The sequence below is a fragment of the Aquimarina sediminis genome, from assembly GCF_002895435.1.
GTDB classification, from domain to species: Bacteria; Bacteroidota; Bacteroidia; order Flavobacteriales; family Flavobacteriaceae; genus Aquimarina; species Aquimarina sediminis.
Map to the genome: position 1 here is coordinate 68,902 of NZ_POYJ01000005.1, position 20,480 is coordinate 89,381.

Genomic DNA, 20,480 nt, shown 5'->3' on the forward strand with positions numbered 1-20,480 from the left:
TTGATTCATGTTTTATTAGTACCCTAGATAAATTCGCATACTTCGGGTATTACTAAACTCATGAATTAGTAGGTTTAAAAAGGTTTTAGATAATCTTTTTGAACCTATTTGTAATAGTGTAAAGTGCCCTTTACTCAATATCCCACCACAGAGCAGTAGACATAACATCTGGACCTTGCTCATTTATTGCATTATCCACATTAACTTTATTAGATGTTAACTCTGTACTAGAATATTGTAACCTTTTAGGCACATTACCATTATTTGGTTGGCTAACCCAATAATTAACATTATCCGTTATAGGTGGTATTAGATCTGTTCTTCGTACCAATGCCCAGCTTTCGTATCCATTTGTTAATGATGCCAGCCATCTTTGATTCCAGATTTGATTAAGTTGATCATTAATGGTTCCACTTAGTGTAGCAATTGGCTCATCAGTAATAAAGGTACCAGAGTCGGCTCCCCAGTAATTGATGCTCGAAAGTATTCCGTTTTGATATAGACCATTTGCATCTCCTCCATATCCTAATAGTGCAGCTTCTGCCTGTAAAAAGTAAGACTCGGCAGCGGTTAATATCATAACGGGTATCTGATTTGCTATTTCATCAGTAGCCGTACCTACTATTTTTTCAGAAGGTTTGGACATATCATCCCAATCAGGAGAAACTCTTACATTTGGTGCCCCACCTGTATATCCGCCATTTTCTGCTTCTGTGGCAATTTCGGATAACCTGGGATCATTATTATCTTTCATTAGGTTAACTAGCCTATCAGTCAAAATCCATTTGGATCCAGTAGCACCATTCCCACCATCACCGGTTCCAAAACCCCAATACACATCTTCAAAACCACCATCTAAATTTGCATTAAGTAATGAGGTACGAGATCGCAATAACCCAGCACTATTAGTATCATCGATTAATGGGTTTGATAAGCATTCTTCTATTACACCATCTATAAAGGAGTTTTCGCCATCTGCATTAAACGCATCTCTACTTCTTAATGCCATACGCAATCTTAACGTATTTGCTAAGACTTTCCATTTTTGGGGATCTCCATCATAAATAAAATCTCCTGCATTACCACTAATTGTTGTTGTCGAATTTCCAATTATGGCAATTTGATCTTTTAAATCTTCTAAAATACTTCTATAGATTTCTTTTTGACTATCATATTTAGGAGGAGCAACCTCTATTTGAGGTAGTATAATTTCAGAATATGGAACGTTTCCAAAAACATCGGTCATTTTTTGATAAAAAAGAGACATCATTATTTTGGTCATTGCTTGCCCATTGGTATCATCTAATTCTTGATATGTGATTAACAAATTGCGCAAATTCAAGCTGCTTTTTGTATAAGATTTGTCAAATACAGCATCCGTCCAACCTTGATCATTATCGTATATGTCTGAGCCAGCCCACCAGCTTCCAACTACACTTGTCGAAAATTGGTTAGAGAACTGAGAAGCATAAAGTAAGTTACCTCTCCAGGTTACAAACCTGGGTTCTGCAAATGTAAAATATTGCACTCCGCCCAGTAAGTTATCTGCTCCACTTACTTCGGGTAAATTAGGGTTCTTGTTAATCTCTTCAAAATCATCAGTACAGGATGAGAGTAAGCAACCAAACATTAACAGAATGCTTAACAACTGTATCTTAATGTTCATATAGCTTTTATTATTATTTTTTTTCATAATACTTGATATTATATTTAGTAGGTTTCCCATGTAAGTAGCGAATACATCTATGTATCTTAGTAAGTATTACCGCTACAAAGAATTCTTTCGAATCCTAAATTTATCTTAGCCTTAAAAATTAGCAATTCAAGGGGTACTAGGGTAAACCAGTTATTTTATATTAAAATGATAAGTTTAATTTTATACCATGACTAGATGTCGAAGGAAAATCATAAATTTCAATTCCTTGTATCGCAGTGTTAAACCCAACTTCTGGGTCAAAATTATCTGTATTCTTATGCAGGATAGCCAAATTTCTACCTATATAGCTGATGGATGCATTAGAGATTGATAGTTTACTCAATAGGTTTTGGGGGAAGTTATAGGTTAAAGATACTTGTCTTAACTTAACATAACTTCCATCTACTACCCAATTTTCGGATATATTACCTAACCTTTGATACAAGGTCGCAGGATCTACACCTCTAGAAGCTACATCTGGGTCTAATGTACCCTGTACTACAGCATCATTTGGTACAAAAACACCATTGCCTCCAGTATAAAAATCTCTTCCTTCTAAGGTTCTAATATCATTACCATTCGTACTTGCTACTCTATCTGTAAAAGAAAAAACATCTCCACCAGATTTAATATCGATCAAAAAGCTTAAGTCTAGATTTTTGTATGAGAATGAATTATTAATTCCTAATAAGAAATCAGGAGTCACATTACCAATCACCTTGTTTTCTCCAACTACAGGAAGACCATCGATATCATAAACTAAACGACCTTGCTCATCACGCATAAATGATGGTCCCACCAGGTCACCATATATATTACCTTCTGTAGCTACCAACCGTATAACATCATTAAATTGCCTCGCTATAATAGTGGTAGGTAATTCTTCTACTAATTTTTCTATTCTATTCTCGTTTTTACTAAAATTGAAAGCAGTGTTCCATTCAAAGTTTTTTGTTTTTATGGGAGTTCCAGTTAATGCAATTTCTACCCCCTTGTTAGAGACTAATCCTGCATTAATTATTTTGCTTTGGGCCCCTGTTGTTGAGGGTAATGAGATAGCCAAAATCTGATTTTTTGTCTCTTTATCATAATAAGTAAGATCTAATCCTAATCTATTATTAAAAAATTTGGCGTCTAAACCGAATTCATATTCAGATGATAATTCAGCTTTTAGGTCGGCATTAGGAATTATTGTTCCTGGGGCTGCTCCTTCTTCGGCAGCACCTTGACCCAAAGTAGGATCACCAAAATAGAATATAGAAAGACCATTATAGGCAGCAGAAGATACATTATAGACAGGTCTTAATCTATATGGTTGCGTTGCATTTCCTGTTTTTGCCCAACTCGCCCTTAATTTTAACAAGTTTATATTCTTATTGTCGATTTTGAAAATTTCATTTAACAAAAAACTTGATCCTACCGAAGGATAGAAAAAAGAAAAGTTATCGACAGGTAATGTGGAGCTCCAATCATTTCTTCCAGTCACCTCAATAAAAGCGTAATCATTAAACCCAAACTGAACTGAACCAAATAGAGATTGTGATTTAAAATTACTAAATAGTGTACTAGCTCCTTTGGTTCCAAAATTGTTTACAGAAATAAGTGAAGGATCTAGTAAATTGTCGGCCTGTACAGTAGTTGATTTTAATTTATTCTCAAAACCACTATAACCGAGAGTAGAATTTACCGATATTCTCTCAGTCAAATAATTAGTATAAGATAATAACAAATCATAGTTAGAAGTAGTAGTTTGTTGTGTGATTTCTCTTAATTGACCTGTAGGTGCATTATCAAAGGCTCCTCTGGGTTTAAAAATTGAGGCATCATAATTACTCTGATCTTGGGAGTATCTCGCAGTAGCTGATAAGTCTTCTGTAAGTTTATAAGTTGCACTTATTAATCCAGTATATCTGTTTTTGGTATCTTCATTTAGCTTTGTATTAACAGCATAATATGGATTCATAGTAAATGAGGACCCTCCAAAGTTGTTAGGACTACCATCTTCATTAACATAATTGGCAGCGAGGTCTGCATTAGAAATACTTCGGGATTTTAATATCAAGGCTCTTACGGTATTTGCTTGTCCATCTGTTATATCAGATCTGTTAACTGCTGTGTTTTTTATATAACTAATTTTGGCTTGTACTTTTAATTTATCGGTAACATTCGTGTTGGTATTTAATGATAAAGACTGGCGTTTGAAGTCACTACCGGGTAGAATTGGTTGATTAAATAAATTAGAATAGGATAATCTATAATTTATAATATCAGATCCTCCGGATAAACCTACAGAGTTTATTACTGTAGCCCCTGTGCGATAAAAATCTTTAAAATCATCTGGGTTAGCACTATATGGAGCGGTTCCTACACCATCAAATCGTAGCTGTTGGCTATTATCTAGTGCTGGTCCCCAACTACCGGCTCTCGTAATATCATAAATCAACTCACCCGTAGCTACATCATAACGCCCTTGACCATAGCTATTTTGTAATTTTGGTGTTACCAGTACATTGTCAAAAGTAACCGAAGAAGATATATCTACTTTAACTTTTCCAGATTTACCACTTTTGGTAGTGATTACGATGACCCCTGCAGAGCCTCTATATCCATATAGAGCAGTGGCATTTCCTCCTTTTAATACATTAATACTTTGAATATCATCTGGATTAATATCAGATAGTGCGTTACCATAATCCAGACCTTCACTAAAATTCCCTTGACCTAAGCTACCTCCATCTAGGATAACACCATCGACTACAATTAGTGCAGAGTTTTGCCCGGGAACCAATGAAGTTATCCCTCTTACTGTAACGGCAGAAGATCCTCCAACACCAGTACCATTTTGATTAATTTGAACACCTGTTACTCGACCAGAAAGAGTACTTGCCACATTAACACTTCTTACTTTTGTTAAATCATCTCCCTGAACAGTTTGTATAGAATACCCTAGTTTTTTTGCTTCTTTTTTAATTCCTAGTGCCGTTACGACTACTTCTTCTAAACTAGCAGTATCTTCTTCCATTATTATATCAATAGTTAAAGTATTACCTACAGTTACCGTAGTTGTTTTCATTCCTAAAAATGAAAAACTTAACACATCCCCTGTAGAAGCCGTTATGGAGTATTTTCCATCGAAATCTGTCTGTACACCTCTGGTTGTGCCTGATATAATCACATTCACACCAGTCAAAGGCAATCCGCTTTTATCCTTTACAGTACCATTAATCTCTTGTTCTTGTTCGGGTTTGAGAGGTCCAATTTGATTAGGAGATAAATTATTAGGAGCTTTTTGCTGTATTTTGCTTTTTATTAAAATTATTTGTCTATCTACAACTTTATAAGTTATACCTCGTTCAACAAACAATTCATCTAGTATTTTATATATCCTTTTGTTTTTAACTTTAATAGAAACCAAACGGTTTTGATCTATAATACTTTCATTAACCAAAAACTTATACTCGGTTAATGATTCAATAGTTTCTAATACTTCTAAAACTTTTACGGATTCTAGATTGATGGTGATTTTAGTATTTTGAGAATATGATTCAGCTTGAATTTTAAAAAGAGAAATAAAGGTTAGAATTAGTGTTAATTTCATTTTTAAATTCAATTTGGGAAGGGTGCATAAACGTAGCCCTTGAATAAAGATTTTTTTCATATTTTTGTATGATTTTGGTTAATAAAAAATGATTCACGTCGAAATGATTCATATTGATTAAATCGTATTGTCGAATCGGGAAATACTCCAATATTTCTCGATTTTTTTTACAATACCATTTTATTATTCTTGAAATAGTTTTTGTCTCATGTTTATATCATAGGCGTAGTATTGATTAATAAATTGGTTTATGTATTGTGATCTTATTTTCTTTAATTGTATAAGAAAAATCTTCGCTATTTTGAAAAGATATCAGTATTTGCTCTATAGTTTCTATATCAAATTTTGCAAAAAACCGTTGCTCATTTAATGCTGCATAGTTGTTAACAATAACCACATCATAGTTTCTTTCTAGTATTTTGATAATTTCAGAAAACGATTTTGATTTAAATAGTAACTTTCCTTCGGTCCAGGCTGTATATTCATTAATATCAACTTCATTTACATCAAAACTATTCCCGGATTTATCCCATGTAAATTTGTAACCAGGTTTCAATATGGTAGAAGTATTCGAGTTAAATTGTTCATCTTTTTGATAAACTCCAACAGATCCTTCTACTAATACAGTATTTATCTCATTATCTTCTGTATAAGAATTAACATTAAACTTTGTTCCTAAAGCCCGAACATTGATATTTTGAGTATTTACAATAAAAGGATGTTCTATATCTTTGGCGATATCAAAATAAGCTTCACCACTCAAAAAAACTTTTCGCTCTTTACCTTTTAAGAACTTAACAGGGTATTTTAGCGTACTTCCGGCGTTTAAATGAACGGTAGTGCCATCAGATAGGATAAGCTGTAATTTTTTTCCATAAGGGATTGCCAGTTCGTTGTATTCTAATTGTTTTACCTGAGTGTTAGTTGAGGTATTTTTATAGTCTAATTTGTTGCCCTGTTGTACACTTACTACGGTTCCTTCTTTATTGATTATTTTTTCACTTCCATCTTCCTGAATAACTTTAATATCTCCATTTTCTAATTTTAAAGTAATCATATTATTCTCAACTACTGGTGCATTAGAATTGTTCAAAACATACAGACAACTAAGTCCAATTATACCAATAAAAATAGCAGCCCATTTAAGCCAATTTCGAGTATTACGCTTCTGATTATTAATCGTTTTCATTAATTCAGAGTATTCATTTTCAATATTTACTTCTTGAGTTGCATAATTGAGATCATAATATTGCTTTATATACTGTTTAAAGAGTTCTTGATTTTCATATTTCTTTAGCCATACAGATAAATCATTCATCTCTGATGCACTAATAGTACTGGTGAAATATTTTTCAATTAAGTTTTTCAAGGGGGTAAGTTTTTTAAAATTAATGCAATAATTTATTGATTAAGCATATAACGGTTATTGATTAAACGTAGAATCTTGTAAAAACCCTTAAAAGAATTTATTTTATTTTTTTTGCATATTTGTAATTCATATCTCATAAAAACGTTAAAATTTTGTATTTCTTGGCATGAATGATAATAATTTGGTTATAAGAATTATGAAGAATGATGAAAATGCATTTAGATTAATTTTCAATAAACTATATAAACCATTATTGGCTTATGTAACTACTTTGACTTATGATACAGATAAAGCCAAGGATATCGTTCAGAATTCATTTATCGTTTTATGGAATAAACGAGAAGATCTATTAGAAGAGTCTTCTATAAAGAATTTTCTTTTTACTGTTTGTTACAGACTTTATGTAGATCAATACCGTAAGGATCAAATTAGGAATAAAGCACTGGATGAATTAAAAATAAGTGTTTTAAAGGATCATATGGATGAAAGTGATAGTAATGAAAGAGGTTTAAAAACGAAAAAGATACTGGCCGTTATAGAAGAGCTTCCTCCAAGATGTAAAGAGATTTTATTGCTAAACAAAAGAGATGGAGTAAAATATAAGGAGATAGCAAAAAAGTTGGGAGTGTCAGTAAAAACTGTCGAATCTCAAATGAGAATAGCTTTTCAAAAAATTAGAAATAGTTTTAAAAACGAGAAGTTTTTTATATTTATCTAGAGTCATTTTCAAGAAATTACTTTACAAACCATTGGATTCGTATTAAGTATACTTCAATACAACTGACATGGGATTGTCACACTTGCAATTTATACTTGTTTTGTATTATAAAAGATTAAATAAATTTTTGAGATGAAACATGAGTAGAGAAAAGGGAAAGGGCATTTATCTTCCTAAAAACGGATCTGAAGTAATTACTGTTCTAGTTTTAGAAATGAAAAGAAGTATTAATACGTTAAAAAAAGCTTCCCTTTTTGGAAGCTTTTTTTAACGTATTAAATTCTAATTCTGCCTATTTTTATCTTGCAGTAGCTATTTGAGCGTTTACTAGTACCATAGATTGAGATTGTTCATCTTCTTGATTTTTTTGTACAGGTTGAACTACAAAATTTTTGATTGCATTAGGCTGAAATAATAAACAAAGGGTCGACCCACCATAGCTAAACCGCCCTAATTCATCTCCTTTTTTAACTTTGGCTCCTTCTGTAATATGCTCACCGAATCTTACCGATGATATTTCAGTTATACCAATAGGGATAACACAGACTTTGCCAATTACTTCATCATCACTTTGTATGTATACTAAACCACGAGTATTTACCGAGGCTTCATATCCCAGAGATTCTGTACCTGCACCTGGTTCTTTTTCGCTGTTACGTTGACTAAAAGTTAATCCCTGAACAATTTCTGTTTTAAGAATAGTGCCATCAATCGGAGCGTGAAATCGATGATAATCATTACCACTTAGAAATGTTTGTACCATATCTCCACCAATAAAATCATTTACATAAGGACTATTGTTTAGAATATTAATAAGAGAATAGGTTTGTCCTTTAGCCCAAAAATCTGTAGATTTTTGTATGTTGCTGGCGATTTGAAATACACTACCATCATTAGGAGATACAATTACTTTTTTATCATCTGGAGCAGAAATCGGTCGTAATTCGGGTTTTATTTCTCTATGAAAGAAAGAATTGTACGAAGTAAAACCAAAATGAGGAGCATTACGATTAGGAACAACAAAATTGTCGAGATCTGTATACTTTTGCCCCAGGGGTGATAACCATCCATTTTCTCCTTCATTAAGTACGTATGTTGATTTTTCTGAGTCCAGATAATCACACCATTCTTGCAATACTCCGGTAATTGTATCGTTAAAAGCTTCATTTCTAAAAGCACTTTCGCCAGCTTCGGTTGCCATCATTTCTGTAAACAATGAAGATAAGGGAAAAGTATCTGCACCCGTAAGCCTAGGGTTAGGATTAAATTTTGGGGCTCTATTTATGATATGGTTAATGACTGTTAGTAATTTTTTTATTGATGTAATTCTACCAAATGTACCACTTCTGGTTTTTCCTTTTGATTGTTCGAGCATTTGTGTAACGTACATACGTGCGACACCATTTGTTTCTAGAACTTCTTGCATTTTTAGGACAGAAGGTGAAAATGATATTGTTGTACTATCATCAATTTCTTTTAATATAGTCTCGAGCCAAATGTTTACATGGATACGATGTTTTTCGGTATACGCTGTTCTAAACCAAAGATCATTGACTTGTTTTTTTGCTGTTGATTCAGCAATTTCTGGTTCACTTGTTGTTGCTTCCATTTTATTTTATTTATTATAGTTTAGTTATGAGTATTGATGTTACTGCTTATCTTGTTTGCATTACTATTTGCATCATAGAATTAAAGCAGAATGTGAATATTTTAAAGATATGGCTAAGTTGATCAAAACACTATTTCAGTATATTTCATTTAATTTTTTATCGTTTGGATGGTTATTTTACTGGATTTTGGCAAGAGTTTATGTATAACCAATTCATAGATTGTTCTGCTCTATTATGTAGTAAATACTAACAGATTTTACTAAACTTTTTTAGCCTTGAAATAGTGGAGAGGTATTGCAATCAATTGTAACAAAATAGAATATAGCTCGTCGAGAATTTATAAACATAAAAACATTCAATCATGAATTCAGATAAAAAAACAGCAAGAATTGCAGGGCTTATTTTTCTTATACTTATTGGAGCTGGTATCTTCGCAGAATTTTTTGTTCGACAGAAGATTTTTGTGACTGGAGATCCTGCAGCAACAGCAAATAATATTGTTAATAATCAATCATTATATAGGATAGGTATTGTTAGTGATTTAGTCATGATCGTTGCTTTTTTCTTTTATCCCTTGATTTTGTCAAAAATCTTCAGAAAAGTTAGTGAAAACCTAACACGGTTAATGACAATCTCTATTATGATTTCGGTAGGAATACTTTGTATAATGACACTTATTATGATTGCACCTCTTTTATTAACCAGTGGAGCGGATTATTTAGGAGGGTTTACCTCTGAACAAACCAACGGGCTAACTACTTTTTTTCTTAAACTACACAATAATGGATATTACATATCACAGATATTTTACGGCTTATATATGTTTCCACTAGGGTATATGATATTGAAATCTGGTCTTGTTCCTAAGTTTATTGGGGTTTTACTTATACTGGGGTGTATAGTTGATCAAATTGATGTGATCATATACTTTCTTCTCCCGAATACAGAATCTGAACTTTTGCAAAACATTACTATACCTGCAGATCTTGCCGAATTCTCTATGTGTTTATGGCTGATTATTATGGGCGTAAGAAAGGTTAAACAAAATACTGCTGTTGCTGTTTGATTAAAGGATTGAATGTTTAGAAAACATTAGAATAGCTTCATTTCATTGAAGCTATTTTTTTTTGATATTTTTTACCCTCTCACATCGATGTATAGTATCAGGATGTAATAGGATGCAATATTTTTGAATAAAAACCTTAATTATATTTACTCCACAACAATATTAAGGAATGTCAAAGACTTGTTTTTAATCTCAGATTTGTTGGATCCCCAGGAATCTCATTTAGTTTAAAAAAATGTTTCTGTATGAATATCTCCTTTTCAATTAGCTATCAAAGGCTGATGAATACAAAATTGGAATGTAGTAAGGACTTCAATTTCTTATGAAGAATCAGAAAAACAATTCTTTCAATCATTAAAAAAATTAAAACATAATTATAAAATGAGTACGAAAACAAATGAAATAAGTTATGTAGCTATATATCCACCAATTGGAATATCGCGTATTGGAAATTCTCCAGAACATTTTTTAGCATCAGATTTACCTGGAGTATCCGAAGTGCCAAAAGGAGGTTACAAGGATAGTAAAGGACGTATTAAAAAAGAAGTAGCTCGATTTAGAGTATATGGCTTCAATAGTGCAGGAGAAGTGATCAAAGAGTTGACTCACAATGAAACAAATTCAATTGAGTGGCGAGTAGAAGTTGCTAATCTAAAAGCCGCTTGGTACGAGTTTAACAATGCGTTGGATTTGGGTCAGAAATATGCCATTCCGTCGATTCGAAGAAATAGTAATGTAGTAAATGGGTATAGAGAGCAATTGGCGATTAAACCAAGTTTAAAAACTATTTCAGGTATAAATACCAATACACCTACTATAGTCCCTGCAAACAAAAATGATGAACACAATCAATTATTAGAAGAGTACCAATACGATGATAATTATAGTTTTGATGATGGTAAATTTTATGGGAAAAATGTGGATTTAGGGCATTTACAGACAGATCCTGAAGGAAGGCTATTATTTTTTGCAGGAGATGGAGGAGCCGAATCTACAGATAATATGCCTATAACAACCTTTGCTAACAACAATGGTTGGCATGATGATACCTGTGATGGTGTTATCAGAGCAACAGTTAAAATTGATGGAAAAGAATTTGAAGCCAAACCAGCCATGGTTGCAGTTACGCCTCCAAATTTTGGACAAGGATTATATGGCGTAGTAACCATGAATGATGTTGTACAGAATTTGTTTATTGAAGAAATGAACTATCCTAATCCTTCTGAAAAAGGTGTAGAGTTTTGGCGTGATATTTATCCTGTTTTAGAACGTATGACTAATACTCAGTGGGTTAATGAAGGCTTTTACATGTTGTTTGGAAAAAACTCCCCTTCAGATTTTACAAACCCAAAGATTATTGAAATACTTAAAAATCCAGACACTAGCTCAGAATCTGCAAGAAAACGTGTTTTTGAATGGTTTAGAAATCCAGAATCAGATGAATATACCCCAGAAAAAGTCCCTCCATTTTACGGGGATGGTTTTGGTGATTATAAAAAAATAGCATTAGATGATTTACCAGTTACAGTAACACAATACCAACGACTAAAACTATGGATGGAGGGAAAGTTCACCACTGGAGAACAGAAAGTATTTGTGCCATTTGATAAACTTTCTCCAGCCGAGCAGATCAATGCATTAAACCAGGCACCGCTTGAAGATTGCTTAGGAGGTCCATTTCATCCGGGAATAGAATTAACATGGACCATGCGTGTTAAAAATATGTGGGAAGAACCATACCGTCTTAATATTCTTCCGGAAGGAGAACCTATACAACTTGATTTTGGAGATTTACTAACTCCCGAAATAGCATTGGCACCTGATGGTCCTTGCGCTGTGAATGGACCAGGATCCTTAACTAGATGGATGGGAGTTCCTTGGCAGACAGACGAGGCTAGTTGTTTATCAGGTTATACAGTTTCTACTTATTTGCCTTTACCCTCTTTTTGGGCAGCAAGAGTACCGAATCAAGTATTTAGTGAAGATGGATACTTAAGAATGCAAGCGGGTAATGTAAATATTGCTCAGCGGTTAAAACATCTGGATTACAGACAAGATTGGTTGCGTGATATAGAAGATGATCATTTAAAAAGGCTTGAAAATATGGTGGAAGAGTGGAATCATTTGGGAATCATTACAAAACAAGAAAAACCAATTTCGAATAACATAGAAGGATATCTTCCAGAAGTTTCTTGGGTAGAAAAAGGTAGAAATTTTGCAGAAGAAGAAGTCGATCAGACATTTGCCCAAGTATTGTATGCCGAAGGAGATAAAGATAGTGTGGTAAAAGTTGAAGAAAAGGATGAGGTTAGTACAGTAGGGAGTAAATATCTGGTTACTAGTTTAAAACATGCCGCTGAAAAAGCAGCAGAAATTAGTGCTGAAGCTCCAAAAAGTAATAGAAAACGAAAGACAATGCGACGTGACCAACGATAAAAAAGAGTATCAAGTTATCATAATTGGTGGTGGTCCTTCTGGGATTGCCACCTCTTTGATTTTAACAGCCAAAGGAATTTCAAATTGCGTGATTGAAGCACAGGAACAACCTACAAGAAAGTTTGGTGAAGCGATACCTCCAAATGCAAAACCGTTATTGAAAAAAATGGGTATTATGCATTTAATTGAAAACCCTAAGCATATAGCCTATTATGGTAATAAAAGTTGTTGGGGGAGTGATTTGTTAGAACAAAAAGAGTTTCTTAATGGAATTTATGGGCATGGTTATTTATTAGATCGATTATATTTTGAAAAGCAACTTCGTAAACATTTAAAAAGTAACTCAGGTATTTTATTAGAAGGGTATAGGCTAAAAAAGATATTGAATACAAAAAAAGGAATAGAAGCAAGTATCCAAAAAGGAAATAATAATACTATACTAAGAAGCTCATATATAGTTGATGCTACTGGCAGGAAAGCTTCTGTATGTCATAAATTAGGAGTGGTTAAAAAAAATATGGACACACAATTTGCCATCAGTTTTAAAGCAAATTTAATTGAACCAATTGAGCATCAAATAAATGTTGAAGCTACTAAAAATGGATGGTGGTATATGGCGCCACAGCATAACAATGAACTAACAATAATGTTCTTTACACTGCAGGAACTACTTCCTGAAAAGAAATTGTTAATACCTTTTATAAGAAAAGAAATGGAGGCAAGCTTACATATTTCAAAACTCACCAAAATAGCAAAAATTGATTTTGAAAACATAAATGTAATCCCCAGCGGAACTAGTCGTTTGGATATTCCATACGGAGATAATTGGATAGCGGTTGGAGACGCTGCATTTTCATACGACCCTATTTCTTCATATGGCATTACATCGGCATTAGCTTCAGGGTTTTATGCAGGGCATGCATTAGCGAGTCAACTCTCTAACAAAAAAGATGCTATGCTAACCTATCGTTTTATAATAGAAAAGGCATTTCAAGCTTATATGGAAAAATTAAGCAGTCATTATACTGAAGAAAATAGATGGAAAGACGAACCGTATTGGAAAAATAGATTTTTGAAAAAAAAGGATAGAGATTCAGTGTTAATCAATTTTGCTTTAGAATGAATTGTTCACAAAGCGAACTCCTATAGTGAGGAGTAGAAATATTAAGAAAAAGAAGGTTTAGATTACTTCGTAAAGCTGTTGTGAAAGCACTAAAAAAATACTGTTTTCCCATCAAAACAAAAGATGAGATTTTACTGCGATACTAACTGAAATTTGTAATTTTGCTTTAAGAGAGCCGCGCCATTTTTAATACAAACAAAATCACTATGGATTTAACGTCATTGGTCGGTAGGCTTGAAATGTCCTATATGCCGGTTCTTTTTATTATTATTATTTTGGACTTCCTTTTTTTACTTTCTAAAGGCTTAGCAAAAAGAAAAAAAGAAAGTGTTATGAACGTAGCAAACTATTTGTTGGGAGTGATTCCATACTTTGCCATTTTTTTTGTGCTACAATTCAAAGTTATTTTTTGGGTATATGAAAACCTCAGTATTTGGGAATTACCTAATACCTGGTACGTATTTGTTTTAGGGTTTGTCGTTTATGATTTATCATGGTGGTTTATTCATTTTCTGGGGCACAATGTAAGGTTCTTTTGGTGCATTCATGGAGTTCATCATACCCCAGAGGATATGAATATGAGTGTTTCAATCAGAGGGTCTTTTTTTGATTTTATTTCCTCTCCACACATTATTATCTGGTTACCTATTTTTGGGTTTCATCCTATGTTAATCTACGTTGTTGACATGGTTGCCAGGATATATGGAGTGTTTACACATGCTAATGACAAATATTTTAAACGTACTCCTTTGATGGATAAAGTATTTATTACTCCACATTTGCATAGAGTACACCATTCCAGAAACCATTTATATCTAGACACTAATTATTCAAATATGTTTTCTTTTTGGGATAAATTGTTTGGAACCTATCAAGAGCAAATCCCACAAGAAAAACCTGAATATGGAATTATGGATAGAGATGTTGATAGCCAGAATCTAGCATCAACACAGTTAAAAATGTGGGTTGATTTGTATCGTGATATGAAATCTGCTCCTAACTGGATAGATAAGATTAAATACCTATACAAGCCGCCAGGATGGAACCATCTTGATACAGGAAAATTGGCAATAGATTTGAGAAAAGAAGCCATAAAAGAACATAATCTTTAATGTTTCTCATATTTTCAAGCAAGTCATCTTCTATGATTGGTTTATTTTTTCTTAGTACTACTCAAAATATGGGCTATGACCAATATTGCTTATCCTCTGAGTAGAAATTGTATCTGTAGAACTTTTTTTAACTTCCTGAGAGAATATTTTGCTTTCCCGGGTATGTTTACCCTTTCCCGGGGGGTAGTAGAGGTTTCCCGGGGGAATTTTTACGACTTCAGGGAAGGGTAGTGGTTATCCCGGGATCATTATATCTTATCCCGGCTCCCGGGAAAGGGTAAATAACTGCCGGGATGAGATATAATGGGACCTGAGATATTAGAACTGTTAATTATCTCTTATGATATTGACTGGTATATCCTTTAAACCGCTCAGGATTTTTTTTGAACACATATTTGCCAGCATCACGTACCTCATCTACTGCTTCTTTAAGATGAGTAAAGGCTTTGTCTCGTAGCAGTTTGGCTAGCGAGTTCTCTTGGGTCGCCCCATTGGATTTGGCTAGTAACTCAGCCATTTGATCAGATTGTTGCGCAGCAATGTCAAGTTTGGCAAGATCGAATTTTACTGCGCTTAACTCATTGGTATTGTTTTTACCTAGAACACTTAGGTCACTTAGATCCTGAATCATATCTGCATCGCTACTACCGTCTGCGATCTCCCGCACACGACCTAATAAATCATTACGTTTTCTAAAGGCATACCTAAAATCATTTAATAAATCATCTCGTAATTCGAATGCTAAAGTAGATTTTTCTTTCCAGGCTTTGTTAGCTTCTTCAAGACTGAAGCGCTCGCTTACCCATAATGATTGAGTATGGCGTAATGCCCCTGCACGTACGGGCAAATCTTCACCAAATTGTTGCCAATCTAAACCAGAATTAAGCCCTAGCGTATCTTTATCTTTATTAGCCCAGATATACAGGTTTTCTGCTTCTTGTAATGCAGAATCTACTGGCATGTTTGGAGTTTTTACTTCGTCAGCAGGTATATTTTCTAATACAGCCAACTTACTTTCATAATTTTCTTTTGACATGGGTAGTTTTAATGTATTTTGGTTAAACTTTATAATATACATTAATGACAATGGTAAGAGCGGGGTAGTACTACAATCAAAATGCTAGCTTATATTTTGATATCACAAACTTAAGGTAAATACAGTTTTGTAAATCAGGGGATTATGTCCCTTTTTGATGGAGAATATTCTCACGGGAGATGTCAGGGGTTTCGGGCTTTTATTAATCAGCTTTAACTTTTATAAGTTCCATTGGAGAATCTATTCCTTTTAATTGAATTACTTCTCCTTTTTCATTTAGGACAAATTCAATACGTTCTTTGATATCACCTACTTTAAAAATATGTTCGTCAAGTCTAGTTAGCTCCATTTTACCTCTTTTGGATAGCATTTGGCCATATAAAATATCATCTTCTAAGGTGATAGAGATTTGTATATTTCTTCCTTTGTAGTTGCCTATGTACTTTAAATAATCTTCTGTATTTATGAAGGTATTTTTTTTTGAAGTAGTAATAAAAGAAATCAGATGCTCATAATTAGATGGATCTACACCTCGCTTATTGTTTTCTTTGACATATTGCAAAGCGAGTTTATAACCTTCATTAAAGGCTTGAACACTTGTTGTCTTGATATGTGGTATGACACCCACTTTCTCAAAACTTGTTTTGGTAACGGCATTGATAGTTTCTTCACTAGATACCATGACACTAAAACGATCATTGATTTTATGTTGGGATGCACCATTACCTGCACCAGCAGTTATTTCGCCAATAACAGTAGCTCTACCTAAGTGTTTGAGCATATAGGCAAAAGATTCTGCTGCAGATCCTGTATTTGCATTAACCAGTACATATAATTTGGTATCAGGAAGTTTTGTTCCTAATACATTTGGATCTGTAGAAATCCCATAAGTGTGGTTGTGTAGTGTACATCGATAATCAGAAAGGTGAATTGGTGCTTTGCTATCAAAAAAGTAACTTAAATAATACGCAACCATATCTTCGAACCCACCACCATTATTTCTTACGTCTATTAAAAGAGCATCAGTATTTTTTAAAGACTCTATAGCGCTGGTTATGATAGGTTTAATCTCTTCTAGGTATTGGTGTTGCGTAAAGTGTTTGATTTTTAAATATCCTATATTACCTTCCAGAACTTTGATTTCGCTCAAACCGTAATTGGTCCATAAACCTGCTTGATTTACTTGAATAGCAGCTGTGGTATCAGTAGAAACTTCTCTTGGGGAACGGTAGATCATATTCATGTGTAAATCACCATTAATAGCTCTTAGGTCTTCTCTTAGAGAATCTTTAAGTACTTGCGGGTCGGTTATGGTAAGGTAATGACCATTTTTATCTTTAGTACGTATATGATTTACAATCTGCTTACTTATTTTGGGGGTAATGTGATAGCGTTCTACAATTACAGAAATAGAATCGATAATAGTTTTTAACTCTATAGGTGTTACGGGCTTGATCGTATTTTGCTGTGCAGATACTTCTGGAGATATTAAGAAAATAGTAAATAAAATAATTAGTATGGGGTGAAAAACAGTTGTTTTAATAATAAGGGACATATTCATAAAATTCTTTTTTATAGCTGTAAAATTAGTAGAAGTTATATGTCAAAAAATAGAATGAATTTAGCCAGTTTCTTAAAATTTTCTATAATCTCTTGGTAAAAAACCAGTATGTTTCTTGAAGTTTCTAGTAAAATGACTTTGATCTGTAAACCCACAAAGGAATGCAATTTCAGAAAGAGATAATGAAGTATTCTTAATCAGATCAATGGTTTTTTCTACTTTTAATTTACGACGATATTCGCCTAAGGTACAATGAAAATATTTTCTGAAATTTTTTGAGACTGTAACAGGGTGAGCTCCTACATATTTTGAGATTTCTTCTAATGAAACAACTTCATTCCATTTTTCATGTAGCAGTTCATGAAGTAAAACAACCCATCTTGGGGTGCTTAAATATTTTTTTTGTTTTTGACACGAAACAAGCTCTAGCAGTAAACATTGAAGATGTACATGGTTTATATGCGTAGAACAAAGTAACTCCTTTTGGATCCTAAGGATTATGGCTTTAGTATTTACATTGGTGTCAATGGCTTTTTTTATGTCTTGCTCTGTAAAATTATATTTTTTGAGAAAAGAACGTCCTATTTCAATATTGGCGCTTCTAGAAGTTGGGGTAGGAGATATCCAACGATGTAACTCTTCTGCATGATAAAAAAATACACTGCCATCTTTCTTACTATACGTAGTTTGATGTTTTGTTTGTGCTTTTCCTCCTTCATATACAAAACAGATATGAAGGTTCTCATGATAATGCCAATTAGGATTACTTTTACGTTTTGTATATATGGTATTGGTAATAATACTATCGTCTATATGATGGCTTTGTATAATCTCTCCGGTGTATTCTCCTTGGTTTAAAAAAGTCATAATATTACTTAATATTCAATTCAGTCTTTACACTAATTTATTGTGATGAATTCTTGTCTTTTAATTTGGCTAAGAGTTCATTTGTTTTTTTATCGACCAACTCTTTTCTCCTAAAAGGATTATATAAAGAAGGATTTCTCATCATAATCACTAAACAAGCTAATTCTCTTTCTGTTAATTTATGCAAATTCTTTTTAAAATATAAGTTTGAAGCAGATTCTATACCTATTGCCTCATTCATAAAGTCATATTTTGCGGCAATCCAATTTAAGCATTCTTTTTGCGAGACTTTACTTTCAATTTCCCAACTCAAAGATATTTCACGTAGTTTGTATCTATAAATCACCCCTTTAAATTCCTTTGAATTCTCATAGAATATTGCAACTGAAGAACTTGGAGGTTTTATAAAATCTGACGTAAAAATAGCGGTTACCATTAGTCGATTTAAACTATGAGTTAAGGTGTTTGGGTTTTCAATTTTATATAATTCATAAAACTTTTCAGGAAGCTTTTTTGCATTTCGAATTTCTGTTGTAAGCGCTAAGATTTGAGCTTCAGACGAAAAGTTTTTCCAATAATTTTTAGCATAAAAATAGCACCCAACAAAGAATAGAATTCCTAGTATGAGTACTACTTTTATTGTCTTTAGGTACTTTTTCAAAATAAATTTTTATAAATGCTAATAGTAATACATACGGTAATCATAAACTCTATATTTTTTTCGGATTAAAAACAAGTATCAAATTTACTATATGTTGCAAATATTTCAAATACGTTACCGATACAAAGGATATTATTAAAATGTGATAAGGGGTATATCCTTCTTGATAAGGCTTAAACAATTATTTATTTTTTGTTTTCTAGAAAGGGTTCGTACATCATAATCGCATGATTTTCTACAATCATTTTTTCGGACTCATGACTTTCTTTTTTAGTTATTTTAAAAATTTGATTATGTCTAGAATAACCTCCCCAGAATTGTTGTCTTATTTGATGATTACGTTCTTCTATGCTATAAGATTCTGTAATTTTATTTTTTGATACTAATTCTCCGTTTAAATGTGTTTTATCTAACCACAATTTGATTACAAAACTATTATTAGTTTCATTTTTTATTTGCAGATCAATATAATTATATGATAATGTTGCTCCTGCTCCAAAAGGTACTTTTCTATTTACATCGGGAAAAACATCAAAACCATGTCGATACCTTTCTGTGATAGTTAAAGGGCTATGAGCAAAAATCCAGAAAAGGAGGTTTCCTAGTTGGCAAAGCCCCCCTCCAATATCTTTATCAATTTTACCACTTTTTAGTACTAAACCTTCTAGATATCCTTTTCTTTTTGTGGGTCGCCCTACTAGTTTCCATAGTGAGAAATACTCATTTGGTTTAATTTCTATTTCATTGAGGTGTTTTATTGCAATTTTTAGATTTGTTCTTTTGTTTTCCTGAAGATACATTTCGACATCTTTAAGAGGTCTTAATATTAATGATTTATGGGTAAATACTGAGTTTTCAAATTCTGCTTTGGCGATTTTATTGGCATACTTTTTTTTAGTAAAAATCCAATGCCACTTTCGTTTAAGAATAAAGTACTCTTTCCCTAGTAACTGTCTTAATTTACCTCGTTGTATTGGTTTTTTAATCTCGTTCAAACTATTTCTTTAAAGTATTGATTCTTTATGTATCCTACAATAATAACTAATCACTTTTAATACTCTTTACTTTTTATCTGAAATCTAAAGCCGATGTCCTCGATGTTAGCTTCTATTTTATCAATTTCTTTTTGTAAACAAAACTCTATAGTTGGTTCCCATCCATTATTTTGATTTGTCTCTCCACCTAAGATTTCAACTCTATAATACCCATTTTCCAGGTTTACTTTTGGTCGAATTTTATTAGATTTTAAATTGTGTATTCCGGTTTCTTTTGTCCATTGTTTTAAGTATGGGACAGTCATGAGGTATATCTCATTATTTATGACTTCAAGAGAATAACCAGTTTTTTTGAATTGTAAATCATTCTTATTGGTATCAAATACAGAGTTATTTGTATTAATTTGAAATATAATGTGATATGGGTAATTCTCTATACCTGATAATGGTATCAAAACTCCTTTTTCGACAACTAAATCCCCGCTCTCATTTTCTGTGAATTCATGCATTAAATCATCAGACAATTTATGGTTTGATTTAAACCGGGAAAGATTATCAGGGTCTCCCAGAAAAAAATAATCCCATAGATCATTTAAGCATTCGGTGAATATTTTGGTTTCTTTAGTCATTTT

16 protein-coding genes are annotated in these 20,480 nt (G+C 32.8%); 6 read left to right on the forward strand and 10 right to left on the reverse strand.

What is annotated here, in order from left to right; genetic code table 11:
- Positions 1-130: 130 nt before the first annotated feature.
- The 3 genes from C1X07_RS12825 to C1X07_RS12835 form a co-directional block, all read right to left on the reverse strand.
- Positions 131-1,666, reverse strand: a complete 1,536-nt coding sequence (locus C1X07_RS12825) for a SusD/RagB family nutrient-binding outer membrane lipoprotein (protein ID WP_206604240.1) — start codon at positions 1,664-1,666, stop codon at positions 131-133.
- A 190-nt stretch (positions 1,667-1,856) separates the two neighbouring features.
- Positions 1,857-5,294 carry a SusC/RagA family TonB-linked outer membrane protein gene (locus tag C1X07_RS12830; RefSeq protein ID WP_164914158.1) on the reverse strand — a complete coding sequence of 1,146 codons (3,438 nt, stop codon included), beginning with the start codon at positions 5,292-5,294 and terminating at the stop codon, positions 1,857-1,859.
- Positions 5,295-5,529: 235 nt separating this feature from the next.
- Complete coding sequence (locus tag C1X07_RS12835) at positions 5,530-6,663, reverse strand: FecR family protein (protein ID WP_103070429.1); 1,134 nt, start codon at positions 6,661-6,663, stop codon at positions 5,530-5,532.
- A gap of 166 nt (positions 6,664-6,829) precedes the next feature.
- Here C1X07_RS12835 and C1X07_RS12840 point away from each other — a divergent pair, with 166 nt between their 5' ends.
- Positions 6,830-7,381, forward strand: a complete 552-nt coding sequence (locus C1X07_RS12840; protein ID WP_103070430.1) for an RNA polymerase sigma factor — start codon at positions 6,830-6,832, stop codon at positions 7,379-7,381.
- A gap of 139 nt (positions 7,382-7,520) precedes the next feature.
- Positions 7,521-7,652, forward strand: a complete 132-nt coding sequence (locus C1X07_RS25390; protein WP_262494915.1) for a hypothetical protein — start codon at positions 7,521-7,523, stop codon at positions 7,650-7,652.
- Positions 7,653-7,679: 27 nt separating this feature from the next.
- Here C1X07_RS25390 and C1X07_RS12845 read toward each other — a convergent pair whose 3' ends face one another.
- Positions 7,680-8,990 carry a phosphatidylserine decarboxylase family protein gene (locus tag C1X07_RS12845; protein ID WP_103070431.1) on the reverse strand — a complete coding sequence of 437 codons (1,311 nt, stop codon included), beginning with the start codon at positions 8,988-8,990 and terminating at the stop codon, positions 7,680-7,682.
- A gap of 362 nt (positions 8,991-9,352) precedes the next feature.
- On the opposite strand from C1X07_RS12845, the gene C1X07_RS12850 reads away from it, so the two are divergent.
- The 4 genes from C1X07_RS12850 to C1X07_RS12865 all read left to right on the forward strand — a co-directional run bounded on the left by C1X07_RS12850 (position 9,353) and on the right by C1X07_RS12865 (position 14,728).
- Positions 9,353-10,057, forward strand: a complete 705-nt coding sequence (locus tag C1X07_RS12850) for a DUF4386 domain-containing protein (protein WP_103070432.1) — start codon at positions 9,353-9,355, stop codon at positions 10,055-10,057.
- Between the two features lie 381 nt (positions 10,058-10,438).
- Positions 10,439-12,493, forward strand: coding sequence for a LodA/GoxA family CTQ-dependent oxidase (locus tag C1X07_RS12855; RefSeq protein ID WP_103070433.1), 2,055 nt, complete (start codon positions 10,439-10,441; stop codon positions 12,491-12,493).
- Positions 12,480-13,616 carry an NAD(P)/FAD-dependent oxidoreductase gene (locus C1X07_RS12860; RefSeq protein ID WP_103070434.1) on the forward strand — a complete coding sequence of 379 codons (1,137 nt, stop codon included), beginning with the start codon at positions 12,480-12,482 and terminating at the stop codon, positions 13,614-13,616. Before C1X07_RS12855 ends, C1X07_RS12860 begins: the two co-directional genes overlap by 14 nt.
- Before the next feature lie 206 nt (positions 13,617-13,822).
- Complete coding sequence (locus tag C1X07_RS12865; RefSeq protein WP_103070435.1) at positions 13,823-14,728, forward strand: sterol desaturase family protein; 906 nt, start codon at positions 13,823-13,825, stop codon at positions 14,726-14,728.
- Between the two features lie 331 nt (positions 14,729-15,059).
- On the opposite strand, the gene C1X07_RS12870 is transcribed toward C1X07_RS12865, so the two are convergent.
- The 6 genes from C1X07_RS12870 to C1X07_RS12895 all read right to left on the reverse strand — a co-directional run bounded on the left by C1X07_RS12870 (position 15,060) and on the right by C1X07_RS12895 (position 20,477).
- Positions 15,060-15,764 carry a hypothetical protein gene (locus C1X07_RS12870; protein ID WP_128755274.1) on the reverse strand — a complete coding sequence of 235 codons (705 nt, stop codon included), beginning with the start codon at positions 15,762-15,764 and terminating at the stop codon, positions 15,060-15,062.
- 202 nt (positions 15,765-15,966) lie between these two features.
- Positions 15,967-17,325, reverse strand: a complete 1,359-nt coding sequence (locus tag C1X07_RS12875) for a S41 family peptidase (RefSeq protein WP_103070437.1) — start codon at positions 17,323-17,325, stop codon at positions 15,967-15,969.
- A gap of 72 nt (positions 17,326-17,397) precedes the next feature.
- The gene (locus C1X07_RS12880; protein WP_103070438.1) at positions 17,398-18,192 is read right to left on the reverse strand and encodes a helix-turn-helix domain-containing protein; all 795 of its coding nucleotides are present in this window, start codon (positions 18,190-18,192) and stop codon (positions 17,398-17,400) included.
- Between the two features lie 37 nt (positions 18,193-18,229).
- Positions 18,230-18,853 carry a transglycosylase domain-containing protein gene (locus C1X07_RS12885; RefSeq protein ID WP_103070439.1) on the reverse strand — a complete coding sequence of 208 codons (624 nt, stop codon included), beginning with the start codon at positions 18,851-18,853 and terminating at the stop codon, positions 18,230-18,232.
- A 185-nt stretch (positions 18,854-19,038) separates the two neighbouring features.
- Positions 19,039-19,848, reverse strand: coding sequence for a VanW family protein (locus C1X07_RS12890; RefSeq protein WP_103070440.1), 810 nt, complete (start codon positions 19,846-19,848; stop codon positions 19,039-19,041).
- Positions 19,849-19,904: 56 nt separating this feature from the next.
- Positions 19,905-20,477 carry a hypothetical protein gene (locus tag C1X07_RS12895; RefSeq protein ID WP_103070441.1) on the reverse strand — a complete coding sequence of 191 codons (573 nt, stop codon included), beginning with the start codon at positions 20,475-20,477 and terminating at the stop codon, positions 19,905-19,907.
- Positions 20,478-20,480: the final 3 nt, after the last annotated feature.

Coding starts and splice junctions, on each gene's coding strand:
- C1X07_RS12825 (WP_206604240.1), bottom strand. CDS start 1,666: ATGAACATTAAGATACAGTTGTTAAGCATTCTGTTAATGTTTGGTTGC.
- C1X07_RS12830 (WP_164914158.1), bottom strand. CDS start 5,294: ATGAAATTAACACTAATTCTAACCTTTATTTCTCTTTTTAAAATTCAA.
- C1X07_RS12840 (WP_103070430.1), top strand. CDS start 6,830: ATGAATGATAATAATTTGGTTATAAGAATTATGAAGAATGATGAAAAT.
- C1X07_RS25390 (WP_262494915.1), top strand. CDS start 7,521: ATGAGTAGAGAAAAGGGAAAGGGCATTTATCTTCCTAAAAACGGATCT.
- C1X07_RS12845 (WP_103070431.1), bottom strand. CDS start 8,990: ATGGAAGCAACAACAAGTGAACCAGAAATTGCTGAATCAACAGCAAAA.
- C1X07_RS12850 (WP_103070432.1), top strand. CDS start 9,353: ATGAATTCAGATAAAAAAACAGCAAGAATTGCAGGGCTTATTTTTCTT.
- C1X07_RS12855 (WP_103070433.1), top strand. CDS start 10,439: ATGAGTACGAAAACAAATGAAATAAGTTATGTAGCTATATATCCACCA.
- C1X07_RS12865 (WP_103070435.1), top strand. CDS start 13,823: ATGGATTTAACGTCATTGGTCGGTAGGCTTGAAATGTCCTATATGCCG.
- C1X07_RS12870 (WP_128755274.1), bottom strand. CDS start 15,764: ATGTCAAAAGAAAATTATGAAAGTAAGTTGGCTGTATTAGAAAATATA.
- C1X07_RS12875 (WP_103070437.1), bottom strand. CDS start 17,325: ATGAATATGTCCCTTATTATTAAAACAACTGTTTTTCACCCCATACTA.
- C1X07_RS12880 (WP_103070438.1), bottom strand. CDS start 18,192: ATGACTTTTTTAAACCAAGGAGAATACACCGGAGAGATTATACAAAGC.
- C1X07_RS12895 (WP_103070441.1), bottom strand. CDS start 20,477: ATGACTAAAGAAACCAAAATATTCACCGAATGCTTAAATGATCTATGG.